Genomic DNA, 19,087 nt, shown 5'->3' with positions numbered 1-19,087 from the left:
AATAAGAAAAGTGGCAGTCAGCGTGTTTATCACTTTAAGCCTGAGGGGACAGATGTATTGAGCCGCGCCACAATACTCGCTACCATAGCGCGCCTAATAACGTCAGAGAGACAAGTGTAATGAAATACCAATGGATACTGTTTGATGCGGATGAGACGCTATTTCACTTTGATGCTTATCAAGGGTTAAAACTGATGTTCTCGCGCTTTAATGTAGATTTCTCCATACAAGATTTCGAACATTATCAATTGGTTAATCAGCCGCTATGGGTCGAATATCAAGACGGAAAAATATCGGCCGCTGAATTACAAAATACCCGTTTCGCAATGTGGGCTGAAAAGTTGGGTGTTGCAGCAACGCGCCTGAACGCGGAATTTTTAACCGCCATGGCGGATATTTGTTCATTATTACCTGGGGCGCAGGAGTTACTTGATGCCTTGAGCGGTAAAGTTAATATGGGCATTATTACTAATGGTTTTACGGCATTGCAAACTATTCGCCTGGAACGTACCGGATTAAAAAATGTTTTTTCTCCGCTGATTATTTCTGAGCAAGTGGGGGCAGCTAAGCCCGATGTTGCTATATTCGAATATGCGTTCAATTTAATGAATAACCCGGCGAAAGAAAATATTTTAATGGTGGGTGATAACCTCCATTCGGATATTCAGGGTGGCATCAATGCCGGGATTGATACCTGTTGGTTAAATACTCATGGGGCGCAAGCAGACAATAATATTACCCCGCGCTATCAAGTCAGTTCTCTGGCGGAATTACAAAAATTATTGCTGGCATAACCACATTATGTTGTCTTTAAAAAGGCCGTTAACGAGATATTATCGCTAACGGCCTTTTTATTGCCTTAATAGTCTATTTATGGTCATAGCACCAGGTGTATAAAAATAGGATTATGTGTATAAAAAATGTCTATAAAACAATGCCGCTTGCACAAGAAAATAACCTTGTTACCCCTGATGTGGCATCAGTGATGGGGTGCCGACAACAGCGGATTTCTTGCTCTGAAGTGCTTGCTCATCCTGGCTAATACTGCCGCTATTGGCGGCCCAAACCCCTTCGGGTGTTTTGGTCACCGCCTGATGTCGTGCATTTAAGTCTTGCCCTACAGCGGCGATATGAGTGCTTTCAGTTGTACCACTATTATCAGCCCAGGGGATTTGTGGATCCGCCGCACGGGCAATATTGGCGCTGGATAACGCAATGATGGCCATGGCCAGAGCATATTTGATTTGAGTGTTCATATTATACCGGCTTATTTTGTAGCAAATACGTTGTCTGCCCTAGGGCAGAGCCCTCTCACTCAGGCGAATAATTGTCGGGGGAGATAGTCATCAAGCTTATGCGGGAATTGAGCACTTTATTTAGCAACACGTGCGAAATATTACGCCAGTGTATTTTCAAATGTAATTAATATTGGCGCAGTGTAATGTAATATGTGGCGTTTTAAGGCTTATTACAGGGTGTGCTGTGGATTTTATGCTGCGTTATTAATTCTGTATTCAGTAATAGAGACGGCTAGCACTGAAATAATCAGTAGCACCCTCATGGGGCTTTGCTGTGGTGTACTATTGATATCGCCACCGGTAATACCAGTGGCTAATTCAAGGTTTTATTGCGCTGGAAATATCACCGCTGGTTGGCGATTAAATCTTCAACCTGGTCAAAAATAGGCATTTCTGGGCCAAAGCGTTGCACCTGCAACACGTCTTCTAATTTCTCCAACTGGCTTATCATCTGTAACAGGCGTTGATCATCCAAGACCTGCAACCAAATGCGGCTTTCTTCACCGCCCGCCAAGGGCAGACATAAAATCCCTTCTACGTTGAATGCGCGCCGGGCAAATAAACCGCAGATGTGAGACATGACACCGGCGTGGTTGCGAACCCGGAGCAATAGCGTTACCTGAGCTGTTGTTTTTTGCGTGGTAATCTGTTGATTTTTCATGTTATTCACCTCCAATCATATCAATATTTGCCGCACCTGGTGGCACCATTGGATACACTTTTTCATCCACATCAATCAGCGCATGAATCAGTACCGGGCCTGGGCGATGTAATGCCTCATGCAAGGCCGCATAGGGGTCGCTGGCGGTATTGAGGTCACAAGTTGAGAAGCCAAAGCCTTCGGCAATATGAATAAAATTGGTGCGATAAGGATAATCAGCGGCAAAAATGCGCTTGCCAAAAAACAGGTCTTGTTGCTGATGTACCAGGCCTAATGATTGGTTATTCATCAAAATAATTTTAACGTTCAGTTGCTCTTGTGCCGCCGTCGCCATCTCTTGGATATTCATCATCAAGCTGCCGTCCCCGGAAAAACACACCACTTTAGCCTCGGGTTTAGCCAATGCGGCACCAATGGCGGCAGGCAGACCAAAGCCCATCGTACCTAAGCCGCCGGAGGTTAACCATTGGCGCGGACGGTGCAACGGATAGGCCTGTGCCACCCACATCTGATGCTGGCCGACATCAGTGGTAATAATGGTGTCGTCATCCAGCGCGGCGGCGGCGGCACGAATCAAACCATAGTGGCACAGTGGATCACCGCTGTTGGGCTGATTGAAGGGGAATTCGCGTTGCATATCACTGACGGTCGCTCGCCATTCGCTGCGGGGTTGCGCATCAATCAATGGCAATAAATGGGTTAATACCTGTTTAATATCCGCATTCATCGCCAAATGTGGCCGGCGGATCTTACCCAGCTCTGCGGGGTCAATATCAATATGAATAATGCTGGCATCAGGGCAAAACTGCTCGGCTTTGCCGATGGCACGATCATCAAATCGGGCACCGAGCACTATCAATAAATCCGCTTGTTGCATAATTAAATTGGTCGAGCGCGCCGCATGCATCCCTAACATCCCTAATGATAATGGGTGGTCAACCGGCATAGTGCCGAGCGCCATTAATGTCATGGTGGTCGGTAAAGCGGCTTGCTCCGCTAATTGTATCGCTTGCTGATGGGCATCAGAGCTGACGATGCCACCGCCCAAATACAGTACCGGACGCGCCGCACCATTAATCATTTGGGCGGCTTGCGCGATAGCAACGGGATCAATCGGGCAGGGGGCATCGGCAACGCCCGGCTCAGGCAGGCTATCAAGTTCAATGACCGCCGTCTGCACATCTTTGGGAATATCAATCCACACCGGGCCGGGACGGCCTGATTGCGCAATCCGAAATGCGGCCGGGATCACCTGTGTGAGTTCGCTGATGTCGCGCACCAGATAATTATGCTTAGTGATGGGGATTGATATGCCATAGGTATCAACCTCTTGAAAAGCATCCGTGCCAATCATGGATGATGACACCTGGCCGGTAATACAAACCAGTGGAATTGAGTCAAGTTTGGCATCCGCAATGGCCGTCACCAAATTGGTGGCCCCCGGGCCGCTGGAGGCCAGACAAACTGCAGTTTGCCCGCTCGCTCTGGCCATGCCCTGCGCCATAAAACCCGCACCTTGTTCATGTCGCGCCAATACATGGCGAATAATGCGACTTTGCCCCAGCGCATCATACAGCGGGAGCGCCGCACCGCCGGGGATACCGGCAACCGTGGTAATGCCTTGCTGCTCTAACAAACGAACTATTAATTGGGCGCCTGTATAACGCATGGTTATATCCTTTATCAGGGCCGGTGACTAACAGAGTGGGGCAAAAAGAAACCCCGCTCGGCTGGCGCCGGCGGGGTTTGGGAATCTTGCTGGATTCGTTACCCGTTACGGCGCGCTGCCGACCACCACCACCACGAGCACGACCACCACTGCATCAACAGATGCAGTATTTAGCAGTTCGTTTAGTCGGGCAAAATGGGCAGTGGAGTTGTTCACCGGGTATCTCATCTATCAGTGTAATAAGCTTTAAAAGATAAACACGAATCGCCAGCGGGCACAAGAGATTGAAACAATAAGAAGATAAAAATCCACTATGGATCACAAAAAAATGCATTTATCACTGAGTTACTTACAAGTAAGTCAAGCTTAATTAATTGAAAAACAACAATATTTCCTGATGGCAATTTGACTGGCATGGGTTTATCTGGGGCTGATGTTCGCCGCCTGATTCACTAATTTTATTTATTGCCATCGAAATAATTGTCCTAGAAATAAATTTCTAACATAGTGGGCGCTTGACGTCATACTGAGAAGCGGCAGAAGGAACTTATGCATAAACTGTTATCTGTATCTTTGGTCGTCATCGCCATCGGCGCCGGGTGTGGGGCGGACAGTAACCGGCATAAAAATATCGATATTGATAATGACACTGCAAAATATATTACGCACATTATTGATTCCCAGAAAGATGCCGCCAATAGTGGCCATCTTGGTAATATCATCAATAATGTATCAGCGGACTTTTTAGGAACGCCTTATAAAGCCAATATGTTAATTGGCTCCTCAACTCAGTCCGAAAAATTGGTTATAAATCTAAACGGACTGGATTGTTTCACTTATCTTGACTATGTTAATGCACTGAGTAAGTCTACTGAGACGAATAACTTTGTTAAACAGCTTATTAACACGCGTTATATTAACAGTGATATAAGTTATAAAAATAGAAAACATTTTTTCACTGATTGGTCGCAGAGATATCCATTAAATGCGCGCGATGTTACCGCAGAAATAAGCCCACACAGTGTTGCTGTTACTAAGCACTTGAATCAAAGAGAGAATGGTTCTGAATTCATCCCAACGCTGGGCGTAACCACGCGGGATGTCGTGTATATTCCAGCGGCGTTTGTCGATAGGCAAGTTGTGCATAATTTGAAAACAGGCGATTAGATTGGTATTTATACCCATATTAAAGGGTTGGATGTGACACATGCAGGTATTTTTATTATGCCCCCAAAAGGGGCGATATTTCGTCATGCTTCGTCACTAAAAAATAATAGCGGCGTTGTTGATTTACCCTTTATTGATTATGTAAAAAATACGCCTGGCATTATTGTTCTCAGAGCCTTGTAAGCTGTCTTGGCTCTGCTGCACCAATTGAATGTGAGTTAATGAAAATAAGGATGTAATAATTGACATATATTAAATAATGTTAATGCCAAAAGGAGTTTATTATGTATCAAGTTGATTATAATAGTTATCGTTCAATTGAAGGCTTTAATCTCCGCGTTAATTCTTTAGTCATCCATTGCACCGCCGAGAATTTTGTTGATTCAATGGCTTCGCTGACGGGGGATAGCGTCAGTGTTCAATATTTGGTGCCAGATATTACTGACGAGAGTTATATTCAAGCCGGATTTAAAAGCATGCAAATATTTAATCTCGTGGATGAAAATGCCCGGGCCTGGCATGCTGGAGAAAGTGGCTGGGCAGGGCGCACTGGAATTAACGACACCTCGATTGGTATTGAAATTGTCAATTTAGCGACTGAAAATAGCGGTATTTTTCATTTCCCTCCCTATCCGGCAGAGCAAATCACCGCAGTCAAACAACTCGCCACTAATATTTTACAACGTTATCCCGATATCACCCCGGTCAATGTGGTGGCGCATTCTGACATAGCCCCCACCCGTAATAGTGACCCTGGCCCTGAGTTCCCTTGGCAAGATTTATATGATGAGGGCGTCGGTGCTTGGTTTGATGATGATATTAAAGAAAAATACACTCAACAGTTTGTTGCTAAGGGGGTGCCAACAAGAGATGAACTTCTGGCCCGTTTTAGCACCTATGGCTATGATATTACCTTTGCCAACAGTGAGTCGGGTTATAAACAGTTGGTGCGGGCATTGCAATTACACTTTAGACCGGATAATTACAACGGCTATATAGATATTGAAACCGCCGCCATCCTATATGCGTTGGTGGAGAAATACTTTCATCCCCTTTAGCCATTCGCGTTAACAGGTTTACTAGTTAACAGGTCTATTAGTTAACAGGTCTATTGATTAACAGGTATGGTGATTAACCATTCTAGCGATTAATAGGCCATTATCAGCAGCTCACTCCGCGAGATAACCGGGAGTGAGTGGGGCAGCCAACACCCTGTATTTTATAACAGGGTTGTTTATGCGTTAATTATTAATCTACGTTAATTATTAATCTACGTTAATTATTAATCTGCATTAATTAACATGACAATGGCAGCCAATTGTTCGCGCAGTGGCGCACTGATTTCTGTGCGCGCTGAATAGCCCTCATTGTGAATTATCATTTCACCTAAGCCCACTAACCAATCATAAATATAAAACGCGGTGTTATTAGTTGGCGTCACTGTCAGTTTGGTTAAACGCTGCGATACCCCCAGAGGGGATGTTGATTTAGGCGGCTGAGCAAAAATCTTATAACCTCGATTAATGCGGCTATCAGGGCGCAAACTCTCGCTGATTTGCAAGAAACCAAGCCAGGCAACAAAATCGCCTAACACGGTCAGGGCGCGGGATACCTGGCGGTCAGCTTTAGTTTCACGGTGCAAGCCCACGGGTTCATTATCGGTCAGCAGAGTGACTAACTGCCCGGCGATATCCAGACGGATACTGGCGGTAATGAGCTCCGCGACCAACAGCTCAAGGATCGGTTTATTGATGCCCAACAAGGCGATCAGTGGGCCATTTTCTGGCAGTCGTCGCAGGTGGTTAATCCAATATTGCAGCACAAGGGCGGCATAATCCGCGTCATAATCCTGCCCAACCGCGGCGGCGGTTATCGTCGGCTGTTCCAGTGTTACAGGCTGGTCGCTGAATAAATCGATATCAATACCAATACTGAAAGGTTCGGTATGGGTAGGGGCCGACTTTAATTCAGCAGGACACTGTGGCGGCTGTAAATACAAACCACGCAATTCATCACGCGAGGGCAATAAATGCTCGAGCAGTTCACCGTGCAGACCGGTGCGGGTTTGCAATGCTTTCAACAAGGTTTCCGCAATATGCTGTTTTTGTTGCGATTCACTGATAGCAGACGGCGACCAACCGGCGAATACATTAGCTGTCAGCTCGCGTTGCAGCTCACAACGTTGCTCGTTAATGCGCGCGTTTTTACTCTCGCGGCGAATTTCTTGTGCCAGATAGGTCAGCATGCGTTCCACCCCCCGGCTGTCCAGCGCCAACATCGTGCCCCAACTGTCTCCGGGATGACCGACATAACGCTGCACCGCCTCGTCATGATTTTTTGCCCCCGGTGCAGCTATGCGCTGATCAAAGGGCGTGACCACCCAGATAAGCCCTGGGTTTTTGTCCGCACGCACTTGGCTATTTTCGCCTTGCGACTGCTTAACCCAATAATCAAGTGCGTTACCGACGGCTGTCACCTCGGCGCGTTTATCCGCGGCATTACACACCAATAACAGGTTGATTTGTTGTTTCTCGGTGTAGCGTTCAAGCAAATAGGCCGTTTTAGCCCGCGACAGCACACCGGACAGCGGATAGGCCGTCGTGGGCTGATTTATCGCGTTATTGAGCGCCGTGGTCATCTCGGGGAAGTAGCATAAATCAACCGCATTAACCCCATGCTCGGCGGCGGGCTGACATAGCGGGAGCTGTAATTCCACTGACAACAAGGTTAACTCTGCCAGTGACAGTGTCACTGGATCACCAATAATCGGGCCTTGTACCGGCAACACCTGGAGATAACTGTCAGTCGCTGTGTTGAGATAATCCAGTGTGGCCGCATTCATGATGCCCTCCGCGGGGAGCAGAATTTCGTCCACTAACACACTGAGGGGGGCCAGTAATTGTGGCGCACCGCCCAGATGCTGCAAAGTGTAAGCAAAATGGCGGTAAGCCTCGGTCAGCGGTTGAGATTCCGCCCACAGCAGAGAGAATAAACCCGCACGATCGTCAATACTTAAATAAGGAGCCAGCTCAATGGCAACCGGCCAAAAATGAGTTTCCAAGGCTTTTTGCCGTGGGCCATCATGGCGCGCCAGATAATCCCACAGGCTAATCACCTCATCGCGGGTTACCCCGGCGATGGCGGCGGGTTGTTTGCGCATCCGCAGTTGTTGTAACTGCTCACGAAGTTGCTGTTCATCGCGCTGATTTTCTTGCATTGTCTGCGCGCGATTTTGTGGCAGGGAAGCACTGGCCACTATCTTGACGATATCCATTTCACTGAGCAGCGAAAGCAGCACCGGGTGGCTTTCATGCTGGGATATTGCCGGGTTGCTGTTCGCTGACTGGCTAAAGCGGGTAACCAAACCGCTGGCTTGATAGCCCGGTTTCACCTGCTGCCAAAAATCGAGGGTTTTCCCGCCGATTTCAATGTCCAACCGCCCTTGTGGCGAGGCCAGCAGGGCCGCTAATAGATGTTGTTTACCGGCGGCGGATTGGCCGAAAAAGCCAATACTCATGGCAGTTAAAGAAGCTGCCGCTAAATTTTCTGCTTGATTGCGGTGGCGGCCCAACTTGATGAGCAGTTGGTCGGCTTCCATATCCAAACGCGTGGCGTGTTGGCGCGCGGTGTTAATCCACCCCATGGCTTGCTCAATACCTTGAGCCACCTGCTGAAGCTGGCGATGACACTGTTGGTTGCTTAATGATTTCATTTTCTAAATACACTCCCACTATCAATCCAATAATGGGTTGATGCTGAACCGGTGCTGCCTAAGGTGTTTAGTTTGAGCCGCAGATGATGTAACGGTATACGGCTGCCATCTTGCAGCACCGCATCAGCTAGCTCAAAATCTTCTGGGCCACGGTGTTTATCTCGCGCTTTTGCCAGTTTCAGCCGGACATGCAAGCGGCTGTCGCCGGCAACTTTACGTGCCAGTTCTGGGTCAACAATGGATAAGCTATACAGCGGCGACGCTGGCCAGCGCTCATTATCCAGCTGACGGAAACCCAGGCACAAAGCGCCTCTTACCTGAAAACGGCTGTCCGACGGCAGGGAACAATCGGCACTATCAAGGTCGAGGTCGCGGTAGTAAACATTCTCTTCCGTTAGCACATCACTGTTATCCAACATGCCCAGATAACGGAGGGTCGAGTAAGGTTGGAAATCACCGGCCTTAAAGTAAAAACCCGCTAAGCGCAAATCGAGGGCCAACAAACACAACATGGCCCCCACTGCCGCAGTGGATTTAGGGTTATCAATCCGCCCCTGTTTATTAAACGGATACCAATCACTGGTATGGTATCCATCCAGCGAAAGAATACGGTTGTTGGGCAGCGGTTGCAGATGGCGAAACAGGGCTTGAATACCGGGGAAGCGCGACGGCCGCCCGGTTAATAACAGCACATCGCAACTGTAGAGTGACACCACCTCAGACAGCGAACGCAAATTTTGCGTAATGCTCATCCGGTTAGATAAAAACTCGCCGTGCAATTTACTTAATTTCAGCACCAGCGGCACCTGCAAAACATCGAACACCCCAGCATCGGCGGGCAACTCGCGCTGTATTTCGGTGTTGATATACGCCAGCACTTTCGCCGTTGGAAGCGGTGATAATAGCTCACCAAAAGTGGCATCTATTTCTGCATTGGTTTCCAGCGGGTTAAAACTTTCATAAGCTTCAAGTATCGCGCGTCCTACTGGCATAAATATCTGTAATGTGGCTTGCTGGCGCAGTGCGGATTGCCCGTCCATGCGACCATCATTACCGAACAATTTATCCATCAAGGTCTCAGGATGAGCCACTGCGATTTTCTTCAACTGTTGTTGTAAGGCCGGCAAAATATACAGCTGAATAACATCCAATAATATATCGTCACCGGCGACTTTAAAGCCTTCGCGAAACAGTAAACGCGGGCTTATTTTGACATTATTCCCCATGCCATCATCCAAATCATACTGGGTAATAGCCAGGTCAGTGGTGCCGCCGCCAATATCTATTGAGGCAATCCGTAAGGTTTTTCCTGCTGTTTCTCCGGCATTCAACTGCTTATCTGGCCGGGCCTGACTGGCAAAAAATGCCGCCGTGCGGCCGCCGAAATTAACCTGCGTTTCGTTATACAGATACACCAGTTGGCCACAAGTGGCCTCATCCCATTCCATTTGAACACTCGGCACCGGGACTACACTGTTAGCACGGTCTTGCTCAGAGACAAAATTATCATCTGCCGGATGCCATCCCATTGCTTTCCACACCAGCGCAATGGCTTCATTCATACGGCTGCGGAATATTTCGCGCTCGGGTTTTGGCATGGCGGAGGGCAACGTCAAAATAATCGAGCGCAACTGCCGTGGGGCATGGGCATGGGTCATTTTCAACCGCTGTGCGGCACTGTTCATCTGCATCAGTGCTTGAGCCAGTAGCTCCGATAACATAAATGTCATCAATGAACTGCGGCTATAATGCGGCGAAAATACCGGCAGGCGTTGATCCACCGGTAGGCCATACAGCGGTTGGCCCTCATCATTCACTAAATAGGTCAGTGGCGGAGCCATTGCCAGGGGCTCATGTGGCTGTGCAGCAGGTGTTGCATTGAATCGCCAGCCGGGAGCATAAGCTTCTTCATCCCATAAATAGCGGCGCGGGCCGGAAATTCCGGTAGAACCTTCGGTGCCCTGACGGTGAAGGGCCATCCGGTTGGCTTCGTTGCCCACCCGGGTGATGGCGGGCCAAATAAAGGCATCATCACGGCCGCTTTCCATTGAAAAATTCTGCTTACCGAACTTAGCCGCCGCAAATTCAACCCGGCTGGAAAATAATTCGTTATACAGATAATGGGGTTCGCTTAAATCACGGATCTGCAATTCATAAGTTTGTTTTAGGCCATTACTTTCATCAGCATGGTCTTCCACCAAAATACCGCAGGTATGTGAATTGCCGACATCCAAAATAAGGTCAACATTGACGGCCGGTTCTTGCAAGGTGTGGGTATTGATTTTTATTTCCGGCAGCCCGACTTGGCTGCCCAGTAATTCCAGCAAATTAAGATAGTGGGCTTGGTATTCAAATTCACGCAGTGACGCACTAATATGTCGCGCGGTGCGTTCTTCTTGCTCAGTCGCCTGCTGAATAAAAACTTCACGCAGCCAACCGTCCACCCAAGTTAAATCCAGAAACTCGGCTAACTCTTCATTGTGGTAGGCCAGGGCAAAACTTGAGCCGCTATTGATATCATGTACATTAGGGGCCAAATATTCATTCTCATGGCCTTCTGGATAGACTGTGGTATCAAAAGCGACGGTTATCCGTAAGGTATTTCCCTCTTGATCCGGGCTATCCAACACTAAAATTTGCACTCTGGCCCAGTTATCCGGCCCCCGGGTGAAATTGCGTGGGGGAGTAAACCGCAAGACGGGCAGTGGCAGCCAAATTTTATTGAGCAGCTTCAGCGATTGTTCCAGCGGAAAGCTAAATTCGGGTTTAACAATCTCAGGGGCCGCGCCCGGTACCATCAGCGCATATTTATCATTGTGTGCATGGTAATTTAATCGCAACAGCGGGCCATTGGCACTTTTGCGGACAAATTTATTCGGCCGTTCACTCTCTAATTCAGGCTTTAAGGCGAAGTCCAAAAACTGGATACCACTATTCTGAATAAGCGTAACTTTTTGTTTATAGTCAGTGATTGTTGCCAGCATAATATTATTTAGTCTCCGGCTTCATCGTCATTGGAAGAGTCGTATTCGCATCATAACGGCCTTTGCATTCTGCAATACCGTTAGCGCCTTGCTTACAGACTATCTCTGGCATTTGATATTTTGACCCATCACTGCACTGCGCCTTATAGCGGCTATTAATCACTAAATTGCCTGACTTCATTACTCCGGCGGTAATATTCGCGCGGCAAGTGACATTATCGCCGTGGGTTATTTTTACCGTGCCTTTGCCATTCTTAATCTGATATTTCAAGCTGGGTGCTTTTCCGGTGTGGGCGGTTTTAATGTCCGGGCTGACGCGCCACTGGCCATTAAGGAAGGCCGTGGAACCGACTTTGAGCGCATCGGAAGGTAATATCAGCACATTTTTCAGCTGGGTTGCGGTTACTTCAGGGGCTGCGACCGGCGCACTAATCACCGGCGCCGGGGTGATGCTGATGGCATTATCCAGCGGCAATTGCGGTGCCAAAGCGGGCAGCCTAATTTTTACGTCAGGGGCGACAGCGGCAGTGTCTTGCGCGGCCGTGGCCGTGTCGTCCGTGGCCGGGGATGTCACCTCAACCGCCGCCGTGGCCTGTTCCGGCATGCCACCACTAAATTGCACAATTAAGGCAATAATGACGGCTAACACCGGCAGTAACCCACTGAATTTAAGCCAGCGGCGGACTTGTTTGGCTGGCGCAGAGGGCGGCGTTGGCAAGGCGGCGACCGGCGGTTGCTCAGGTTCAGCACTGCTGGCAACAGGAACCGCCGTGGGCATTACCGGCACGGGTTCGGCTTGAGGCGCGCTAATGGCAGCCGGCGGCACCGCATTGAAAGTTGTGAATGTGGGCTCAATGGCTTCAGCGGTTTCGCGTAAACAATCCAGTGGGTCGCTGCGCGATTTTTTATCCTGACTGACAAAGCCCCAGAAAGTCACTACCGGCTTGCCAGCCACGATATAAACGTAGCTTTGATCCGGAAATTGCAGGGTTTTCGTCAACAAAACACCAAATAAGCGCTGGGCGGCGTTGTCTGATTGTTGTGCTCGCTGACACATCTCGCGGCTACTTTTCAGGCAAGCGGATAACTGCTTAATGGCGGCCAGGCGCTCAGTGGTGCTGGCTGCCAGCCATGAGGTGACTTTTCCTTCCACTGGTGCATACCAGTCAATACGGTCACCTTGTTCATTGAGCTGGGGAATGGCGAGGCAATCAGCAATCTGCTGCTGTTGTTTCAGGCGTAATGCTTCTCTTATCTGTAGCGCCGCCGCATAAACCGGCTGCCCGTTTTCGCCCAACGCCAGAACATCGTCCAAACTACCACTGCGTAAAAATAATTTTGCCACGCCAAAGAGACCTGTGTAATGAAACCCAAGGCAGAAAATAATGTGTTATCTGCGACAGCCTCTACTTTACGGCACGAAGAAAGAACCAAACGGCAGAATAAGTGGCAAAATACCCCGCTGTTTGTGGAAAAAACGGTAAGCTTTAACCAAAGTCACTGGAACCTGCATTGCAAGGAGATATCTTGAATCAATCACAAGCTAACATGCATCTTTCGGCCCAGGAGGCGATAGACCGGCTGGAAACCTTATATACGTCGGCCCTTGCGGCTTTACGTGATGCTATCAGTGCCTATATTGCTGAGGGGGTCTTGCCGGATGTTGGCGAGAGAGCCAAAGGCCTCTTTTCATATCCACAATTAAGTGTCAGTTGGGATGGCCGATTTCGTGAAAACCAACGCACACGGGCATACGGGCGGTTCTCGCGCACCGGCCAGTACAGCACCACCATTACTCGGCCCGCATTATTCAGAGAATATTTGACCGAGCAACTGACCTTACTGGAAGTTGAATACGGCGCGACATTTGAAGTGACACCGTCACAACAAGAGATGCCTTATCCCTTTGTGATTGATGGTTCTGACCTGATCCTTGACCGCTCGATGACCGCCGGGCTGGCGCACAACTTCCCAACGACCGATCTGGCGAAAATCGGCGATGCCATCACCGATGGCGTTGACACCTTAACGGCAGATTTCCCCCTGTCACATTTTGATGCGCTGCGTACTGATTTCTCACTGGCACGGCTTAAACATTACACCGGCACACCGGTAGAACATATTCAGCCCTATATTCTTTTCACCAATTACAGCCGTTATGTTGATGAATTTGTTCGTTGGGCTTGTGAGCAGATCCTCGACCCCGCCAGCCCTTATAAAGCCTTATCCTGCGCCGGGGGCAGTTATATCACGGCCGAAAATGCTGACCCTGAAACCACGATTTCCGATCTGACGTGGAAAAAGTTTCAGATGCCGGCATATCATTTAATCGCCGAAAGTGGCTGTGGCATTACGTTGGTGAATATTGGGGTCGGCCCATCTAACGCCAAAACCATTTGTGACCATCTGGCGGTATTGCGGCCTCACGCCTGGTTGATGATAGGGCACTGCGGGGGGCTGCGTGAAAGCCAAGCCATTGGTGATTATGTCTTGGCCCATGCTTACTTACGTGATGACCATGTTTTAGATGCGGTACTGCCACCCGATATTCCTATTCCGAGCATCGCCGAAGTGCAACGCGCCTTATATGACGCCACCAAAGCGGTGAGTGGCATGCCGGGTGTTGAAGTCAAACAGCGGTTGCGTACCGGCACCGTGGTGACCTCCGATGACCGCAACTGGGAACTGCGTTTCTCTGCTTCCGCGCTGCGTTTCAGCTTAAGCCGTGCGGTCGCGGTGGATATGGAAAGTGCCACCATCGCGGCGCAAGGTTATCGTTTCCGCGTGCCTTATGGCACCTTGCTGTGTGTCTCGGATAAACCTTTGCACGGGGAAATCAAGCTACCAGGGCAGGCCAACCATTTCTATGAAGGAGCGATTTCAGAGCATTTGCAGATTGGCATTCGGGCGATAGATTTGCTGCGGGCAGAAGGCGACCAGCTGCATTCTCGCAAATTACGCACCTTTAATGAGCCGCCATTCCGTTAACTCTCATCACCATTAGGCAGGGGGGAAAACCCCTGTCTAACGGCGAACGCCAGTACCAATACTGATACTCGAAATACCACTCGATCCCCCGCTGACTCCCACATGGCCGGTGTTGGCACAGGCCATCAGCAATAAAGTGATGAGCAAGATGCTTAACTTTTTCATTTAGTTTCCTTAAGTTCGCGAGCCGGCGCACTCACTCGACGGTGATCCGCCTTGCTGGGCGTCAATGTCTTTATCAGAGCCAATGTCTTTATCAGTGCTAATAGCTTAATGAGAGTCAATCGCCTCACCAGTGTCAATAGGATGGCGCGAAAATAGGTGGTGACAGAAAGCGCCGGCTTTTCATTTCACAGCTGAATAGGTCGCAATCATCGTCAGATACAGCGCAAATGTATAGCCGCAATAGAGAGATTCAACCTGATTGGTAACCCTATCTGTTTAATAATCAGAGCATTACTTTCGCCGCTATCCATCAAGAGAATCTCCTATGCACTTTACTCAAGCCATTGCCAGACTGCCTGCTGACACCTGCGCGAGCGGTCAAACCACCTCGCAACTGGGCGCGCCAGATATTGCGGCCACCGGTCGTCAGTTCTTAGCCTATGTGGATACCTTGCTGCGCCTGGGTCTGAAAGTGACGATTTTACCCGCAGCACCTGCCTTCCCCGATGCCCACTTTGTGGAAGATACGGCGGTGGTAATGCCGGAGCTGGCGGTGATAACCCACCCCGGCGCCCCCAGCCGCCAAGGGGAGGTGGAGACCATCGCGCCGCTGTTTACCGACCGCCCTGTATTTCGTATGAGTGAACGCGCTCATCTTGATGGTGGTGATGTCTTGTTGGTCGATAAACAGTTTTTCATCGGGCTGACGTCTCGCACCGACGCCGCGGGCATCGGTGAGTTTACGGCGGCGGTCACCCCTTATGGCTATCAGGTCACCGCCATTGAGGTGAGTGCCGGATTGCACTTGAAATCCATTGTTAACTATGTCGGTCGCAACACCTTATTACTGACAGCCGATTATCAGCACCACCCGGCCTTCGCCGGTTTTAATACCCTCGTTATCCCCGCAGCGGAGTCTTACGCCGGTAATACCTTATGGATCAATGATACGCTGATTACGCCGCAAGGTTATCCTGTTACCTTGGCACACCTTGCAACGCTGGGAATGCCGATTTTGCAACTGGATACCAGCGAATTTAAAAAAATGGATGGCGGCTTAACCTGTCTTTCGCTGCGTTTTTAATCCGGGCTGTTGTTATTGTTATTGTTGTTTCTCTTGCCTGCCAACACTGAGATCTTAACTATGAAAAAAACGCTAATTGCACTACTGACCGGTTTGATACTGGCAACACCGGTGGCAGCCCAAACCATTGACACCATCAGCTTTGGTGTGGATGGGGGCTATCCGCCGTTTGACGTGCTAGCCCCAAGCGGCGAGATAACCGGCTTTGATATTGATATCGCCAATGCCTTATGTGACAACCTGCATGCCAAATGTGTGTTCGTCAAACAGCCATTTGAAAGCATGATTGCGGCCCTGAATGCCCGTAAATTTGATGCTATTGTCGCGTCACTCAGCATTACCGACGAGCGCAAAAAAGAGGTTGATTTTACTGACCGTTATTACCGCAGCTCGGCACAGTTAGTGGCGCGCAAAGGCAGCCCATTACTGCCGGAGGTGGCCAGTTTGCAAGGGAAAACTGTCGGGGTGCAAACCGGTTCTATTCATGAAGCTTATGCCAAAAAACACTGGGGCGGGCAGGGTGTGAAAATCGTCTCTTACGCCAATCAGGATAATGTGTATTTGGATCTGCTGTCCGGGCGTATTAACGCCTCACTGCAAGATAACATTCAGGCGGCAAGCAGCTTTATTGATACCCCTCGTGGGCAGAAATTTGCTTTTGCTGGCCCGGTAATTCAGGACGAAACCATTTCTTCTGATGTCGGCATCGCGGTCGGTAAAGACAATCCGGCTTTACGCGATGCGCTGAATGGGGCAATTAAAGCCATCCGTGCCGACGGAACCTATGACGCCATTCAAAAGAAATATTTTAGCTTTGATATTTACGGCAACTGAGTGTTGTCGTCTGGGTTAGCCGAATATGTTGCTAGCCACACCGGGCGGGGGGCGAAACCGTCCGGTGGTTATTTTTCAGCATCGGGAGGCCAATAATGGTAACAGACTATTTGCCGTTACTGGCACAAGGGGCGGGGTTATCACTCTGTGTGATGCTGCTGTCACTGGCCGTGGCGCTTGCCCTCGGGCTTATTAATGCGGTTATCAAGCTGTTCGGCCCGCGCTGGCTGCGCTGGTTAGCCACCGGCTACACCACCTTGGTACGCGGGGTTCCTGAGCTGGTGATTATGTTGTTGCTGTTTTTTGGCGGCGAAATGCTGGTTAACGGCTTTCTCGGCCTGTTGGGTGTCGGGCCGGTGCGGTTTAATACCTTTATTTCTGGGGTGTTGGCGATTGGCATTGTTTTTGGTGCCTATTATACCGAAACCTTCCGTGGCGCATTTCAAACCGTGGATCGCGGCCAGTTAGAAGCCGCCGTTGCTTATGGCATGCGGCCAGCTCAGGTTTTTCGGCGCATTATGCTGCCGCAAATGCTCAGTTTTGCCATCCCCGGCATTAATAATAATTGGCTGGGATTGATGAAAGCCTCGGCGCTGGTCTCTATTCTGGGGTTAGAAGATATGGTGTGGCTGGCAGAACAAGCCGGGCGCGCGACCCAAAAACCTTTCTTGTTCTATTTCCTGGTGGCGATTATCTATATGGTCATTACCGCGCTGTCCAGTTGGGGCTTTAGTGTACTGGCCCGGCGCTATGCGCTTTCCACTTCCACGGCGAGGGCGCGCTGATGAATCTGCCCACCTTTCTGGCCGCAGTGCCGACCTTTCTCTACAGCGACGGTTCGGAAATCACCGGCTTGGCGATGACCGCCAAATTATTTCTCTTGTCCGTATTCCCCGGTTTGCTCCTGGCGCTGATCATGGCGGTCGGGCAAGCTTTCGGCCCACGACCACTGGCCTGGCTTATCCGCAGTGTGACCTATTTCTTTCGCAGCACACCGCTTTATCTGCAATTAATGCTGATTTACTACGGCCTGTCACAATTTGAAATTGTGCAACTGGGCTGGCAGGACGACCAACCCTTCTGGCTGTTATTTCGCGATGCCACTTTCTGTGCGGTGCTGGCGTTGGTGCTCAATACCAGTGCTTATGTCGCGGAGTTATTGGCGGGGATGATGGTCACCTTCCCACGTCAGGAATGGGTGGCGGGCGAAGCCTTTGGCATGACCCAATGGCAAATTATTCGCCGCTTGGTGTTACCCGCCACCTTGCGCCGCGGCATTCCGGCGCTGAATAACGAAATGGTCTTTTTACTGCATGCCACTTCACTGGCCAGCACCGTCACCTTGCTGGATATCACTGGCGTGGCCAGGGCATTTTACGCCGCGACCTATTCGCCCTTTATTCCCTTTTTAATGGCCGCCGCACTGTATTTGTTATGTACTTTTATCCTTATTTTCTTGTTTTCACGGGCGGAAAAACGCTGGTTAGCCTTTGCCCGCCACGATTAATATTGACCGCATTACGCGCGTTTGATGGCTTGTAGCTCAGTAATAGTGACGATTTTATCAATGCGGAATTTCTTGCTGGTCAGCCAGGCATCCGCCAGTAAGCGGTAATGTTCCATATTGCGACAACCAATACGCAACAGAAAATCGAAACTGCCGCCGACCAACCAGCAATCCAGCACCTCCGGAGTTTTGCGCACTTCCTGCTCAAAGGCGGACTGCGAATGGCCGTGGTCAGCTAAGGCAATTTGCGCTTGAATAACAAAGGCATGCTCGGGTTCCGGCAGCTCAATAATGGCGCTGTAGCCGCGAATAATACCGGCGCGTTCCAATAGCCGAACCCGCTCCAGACAAGGGCGGGCGGTCAAATTGACCTGTTCAGACAGCTTCTGATAAGAGATACGGCCATCCTGGCTCAGGATTTCAAGGATTTTTTTATCAATTCGGTCGAGCCGGGCTTTCTTTTCCACAGATAGGGCGTCCAATGAAAATCAATCACCATAAGTTACCTGAACATGCCCTCAGTGGGCAGCGCCAATTAACCAGTTTCCACTTTGGCCAGCCGGGGATAGGCGAAAAATTTTATCTCCAGGCGGGCCTGCACGCCGATGAACTGCCCGGCATGCTGGTGTTACATTATCTTAAAAGATTACTGAGTCAGGCGGAACGGCGTGGCGAGATCCGCAGTGAAATAATTATTGTGCCCATCGCCAACCCAGTAGGACTGGCTCAAGTGCTGCTCAACACCGGCATTGGCCGTTTTGATTTGGTTAGCGGGCGCAATTTTAATCGTCATTTTCCTGACCTGGCGTCAGCGGTGCTAGCACGGCTAAAACCCTGTGCCGCAGAGGCTAGCCCGCAGCAACTGCGCCAACAGATACGCCATGCCATGATTGCGGCGCTGCATGAATTACCGGTGCTCAGTGAAGTGGATGCATTACGCCAGCATTTGCTGAGCCTGGCCTGTGATGCCGATGTGGTGCTGGATTTACATTGTGATGACCGCGCAATCTTACATTTA

17 protein-coding genes and 1 pseudogene are annotated in these 19,087 nt (G+C 49.8%); 9 read left to right on the top strand and 9 right to left on the bottom strand.

From position 1 onward, the window contains the following. Nucleotides 1-119: 119 nt before the first annotated feature. A complete protein-coding gene (gene yjjG / locus YROHD0001_RS16960) occupies nucleotides 120-794 on the top strand; it encodes a pyrimidine 5'-nucleotidase (protein WP_004712858.1) in 675 nt (224 codons plus the stop codon). Nucleotides 795-962: 168 nt separating this feature from the next. Here yjjG and YROHD0001_RS16965 read toward each other — a convergent pair whose 3' ends face one another. The 4 genes from YROHD0001_RS16965 to ivbL form a co-directional block, all read right to left on the bottom strand. After that, complete coding sequence (locus YROHD0001_RS16965) at nucleotides 963-1,226, bottom strand: hypothetical protein (protein WP_390620190.1); 264 nt, start codon at nucleotides 1,224-1,226, stop codon at nucleotides 963-965. A 415-nt stretch (nucleotides 1,227-1,641) separates the two neighbouring features. Beyond that, nucleotides 1,642-1,959, bottom strand: a complete 318-nt coding sequence (ilvN, locus tag YROHD0001_RS16970) for an acetolactate synthase small subunit (RefSeq protein ID WP_004712855.1) — start codon at nucleotides 1,957-1,959, stop codon at nucleotides 1,642-1,644. Between the two features lies 1 nt (nucleotide 1,960). After that, complete coding sequence (gene ilvB / locus YROHD0001_RS16975; protein ID WP_032815833.1) at nucleotides 1,961-3,628, bottom strand: acetolactate synthase large subunit; 1,668 nt, start codon at nucleotides 3,626-3,628, stop codon at nucleotides 1,961-1,963. Nucleotides 3,629-3,733: 105 nt separating this feature from the next. After that, complete coding sequence (gene ivbL, locus YROHD0001_RS16980) at nucleotides 3,734-3,856, bottom strand: ilvB operon leader peptide IvbL (RefSeq protein ID WP_004712853.1); 123 nt, start codon at nucleotides 3,854-3,856, stop codon at nucleotides 3,734-3,736. A gap of 321 nt (nucleotides 3,857-4,177) precedes the next feature. On the opposite strand from ivbL, the pseudogene YROHD0001_RS19225 reads away from it, so the two are divergent. Together YROHD0001_RS19225 and YROHD0001_RS16985 are read left to right on the top strand one after the other, a co-directional pair. Then, nucleotides 4,178-4,978 (top strand): annotated as a pseudogene (locus YROHD0001_RS19225) (DUF1460 domain-containing protein). Between the two features lie 101 nt (nucleotides 4,979-5,079). Continuing rightward, a complete protein-coding gene (locus YROHD0001_RS16985) occupies nucleotides 5,080-5,853 on the top strand; it encodes an N-acetylmuramoyl-L-alanine amidase (protein ID WP_004712849.1) in 774 nt (257 codons plus the stop codon). 224 nt (nucleotides 5,854-6,077) lie between these two features. Here the strand turns inward: YROHD0001_RS16985 and YROHD0001_RS16990 are convergent, their stop codons facing one another. From YROHD0001_RS16990 to YROHD0001_RS17000, 3 genes are read right to left on the bottom strand one after another with little or no spacing between them, the layout of a single operon-like run. Continuing rightward, nucleotides 6,078-8,507 carry a virulence factor SrfC family protein gene (locus YROHD0001_RS16990; protein ID WP_032815831.1) on the bottom strand — a complete coding sequence of 810 codons (2,430 nt, stop codon included), beginning with the start codon at nucleotides 8,505-8,507 and terminating at the stop codon, nucleotides 6,078-6,080. Continuing rightward, nucleotides 8,504-11,491, bottom strand: coding sequence for a virulence factor SrfB (locus tag YROHD0001_RS16995; RefSeq protein ID WP_004712845.1), 2,988 nt, complete (start codon nucleotides 11,489-11,491; stop codon nucleotides 8,504-8,506). Before YROHD0001_RS16995 ends, YROHD0001_RS16990 begins: the two co-directional genes overlap by 4 nt. Nucleotides 11,492-11,495: 4 nt before the next feature. Next, nucleotides 11,496-12,836 (bottom strand): SrfA family protein, encoded by a 1,341-nt coding sequence (locus tag YROHD0001_RS17000; protein WP_004712844.1) that lies wholly within the window; start codon nucleotides 12,834-12,836, stop codon nucleotides 11,496-11,498. 182 nt (nucleotides 12,837-13,018) lie between these two features. Between YROHD0001_RS17000 and YROHD0001_RS17005 the strand changes: the two genes are divergently transcribed. Then, the gene (locus YROHD0001_RS17005) at nucleotides 13,019-14,479 is read left to right on the top strand and encodes an AMP nucleosidase (protein ID WP_071817859.1); all 1,461 of its coding nucleotides are present in this window, start codon (nucleotides 13,019-13,021) and stop codon (nucleotides 14,477-14,479) included. A 36-nt stretch (nucleotides 14,480-14,515) separates the two neighbouring features. Here YROHD0001_RS17005 and YROHD0001_RS20805 read toward each other — a convergent pair whose 3' ends face one another. Then, on the bottom strand, nucleotides 14,516-14,644 hold the full coding sequence (locus YROHD0001_RS20805) for a hypothetical protein (RefSeq protein WP_004712841.1): 129 nt from the start codon (nucleotides 14,642-14,644) through the stop codon (nucleotides 14,516-14,518). A 325-nt stretch (nucleotides 14,645-14,969) separates the two neighbouring features. On the opposite strand from YROHD0001_RS20805, the gene YROHD0001_RS17010 reads away from it, so the two are divergent. The 4 genes from YROHD0001_RS17010 (at nucleotide 14,970) to YROHD0001_RS17020 (ending at nucleotide 18,069) form a co-directional block, all read left to right on the top strand. Then, nucleotides 14,970-15,728: a dimethylarginine dimethylaminohydrolase family protein gene (locus YROHD0001_RS17010; RefSeq protein ID WP_004712840.1), complete on the top strand. Its 759-nt coding sequence runs from the start codon at nucleotides 14,970-14,972 to the stop codon at nucleotides 15,726-15,728. Nucleotides 15,729-15,788: 60 nt separating this feature from the next. Next, a complete protein-coding gene (locus YROHD0001_RS17015; RefSeq protein ID WP_004712838.1) occupies nucleotides 15,789-16,562 on the top strand; it encodes an ABC transporter substrate-binding protein in 774 nt (257 codons plus the stop codon). A gap of 95 nt (nucleotides 16,563-16,657) precedes the next feature. Next, nucleotides 16,658-17,347 (top strand): ABC transporter permease, encoded by a 690-nt coding sequence (locus YROHD0001_RS0117035; protein WP_032815829.1) that lies wholly within the window; start codon nucleotides 16,658-16,660, stop codon nucleotides 17,345-17,347. After that, complete coding sequence (locus tag YROHD0001_RS17020) at nucleotides 17,347-18,069, top strand: ABC transporter permease (protein WP_004712837.1); 723 nt, start codon at nucleotides 17,347-17,349, stop codon at nucleotides 18,067-18,069. The genes YROHD0001_RS0117035 and YROHD0001_RS17020 overlap by 1 nt, the downstream gene beginning before the upstream one ends. Before the next feature lie 11 nt (nucleotides 18,070-18,080). Here YROHD0001_RS17020 and YROHD0001_RS17025 read toward each other — a convergent pair whose 3' ends face one another. Next, a complete protein-coding gene (locus tag YROHD0001_RS17025) occupies nucleotides 18,081-18,536 on the bottom strand; it encodes an Lrp/AsnC family transcriptional regulator (protein WP_004712836.1) in 456 nt (151 codons plus the stop codon). 14 nt (nucleotides 18,537-18,550) lie between these two features. Between YROHD0001_RS17025 and YROHD0001_RS17030 the strand changes: the two genes are divergently transcribed. Further along, nucleotides 18,551-19,087: M14 family zinc carboxypeptidase (locus tag YROHD0001_RS17030; protein WP_004712835.1), on the top strand; the 537-nt coding region annotated here is incomplete at its 3' end.

The sequence above is a fragment of the Yersinia rohdei ATCC 43380 genome, from assembly GCF_000173775.1.
Lineage (GTDB): Bacteria > Pseudomonadota > Gammaproteobacteria > Enterobacterales > Enterobacteriaceae > Yersinia > Yersinia rohdei.
This window is presented reverse-complemented; position numbering and strand designations above follow the sequence as displayed.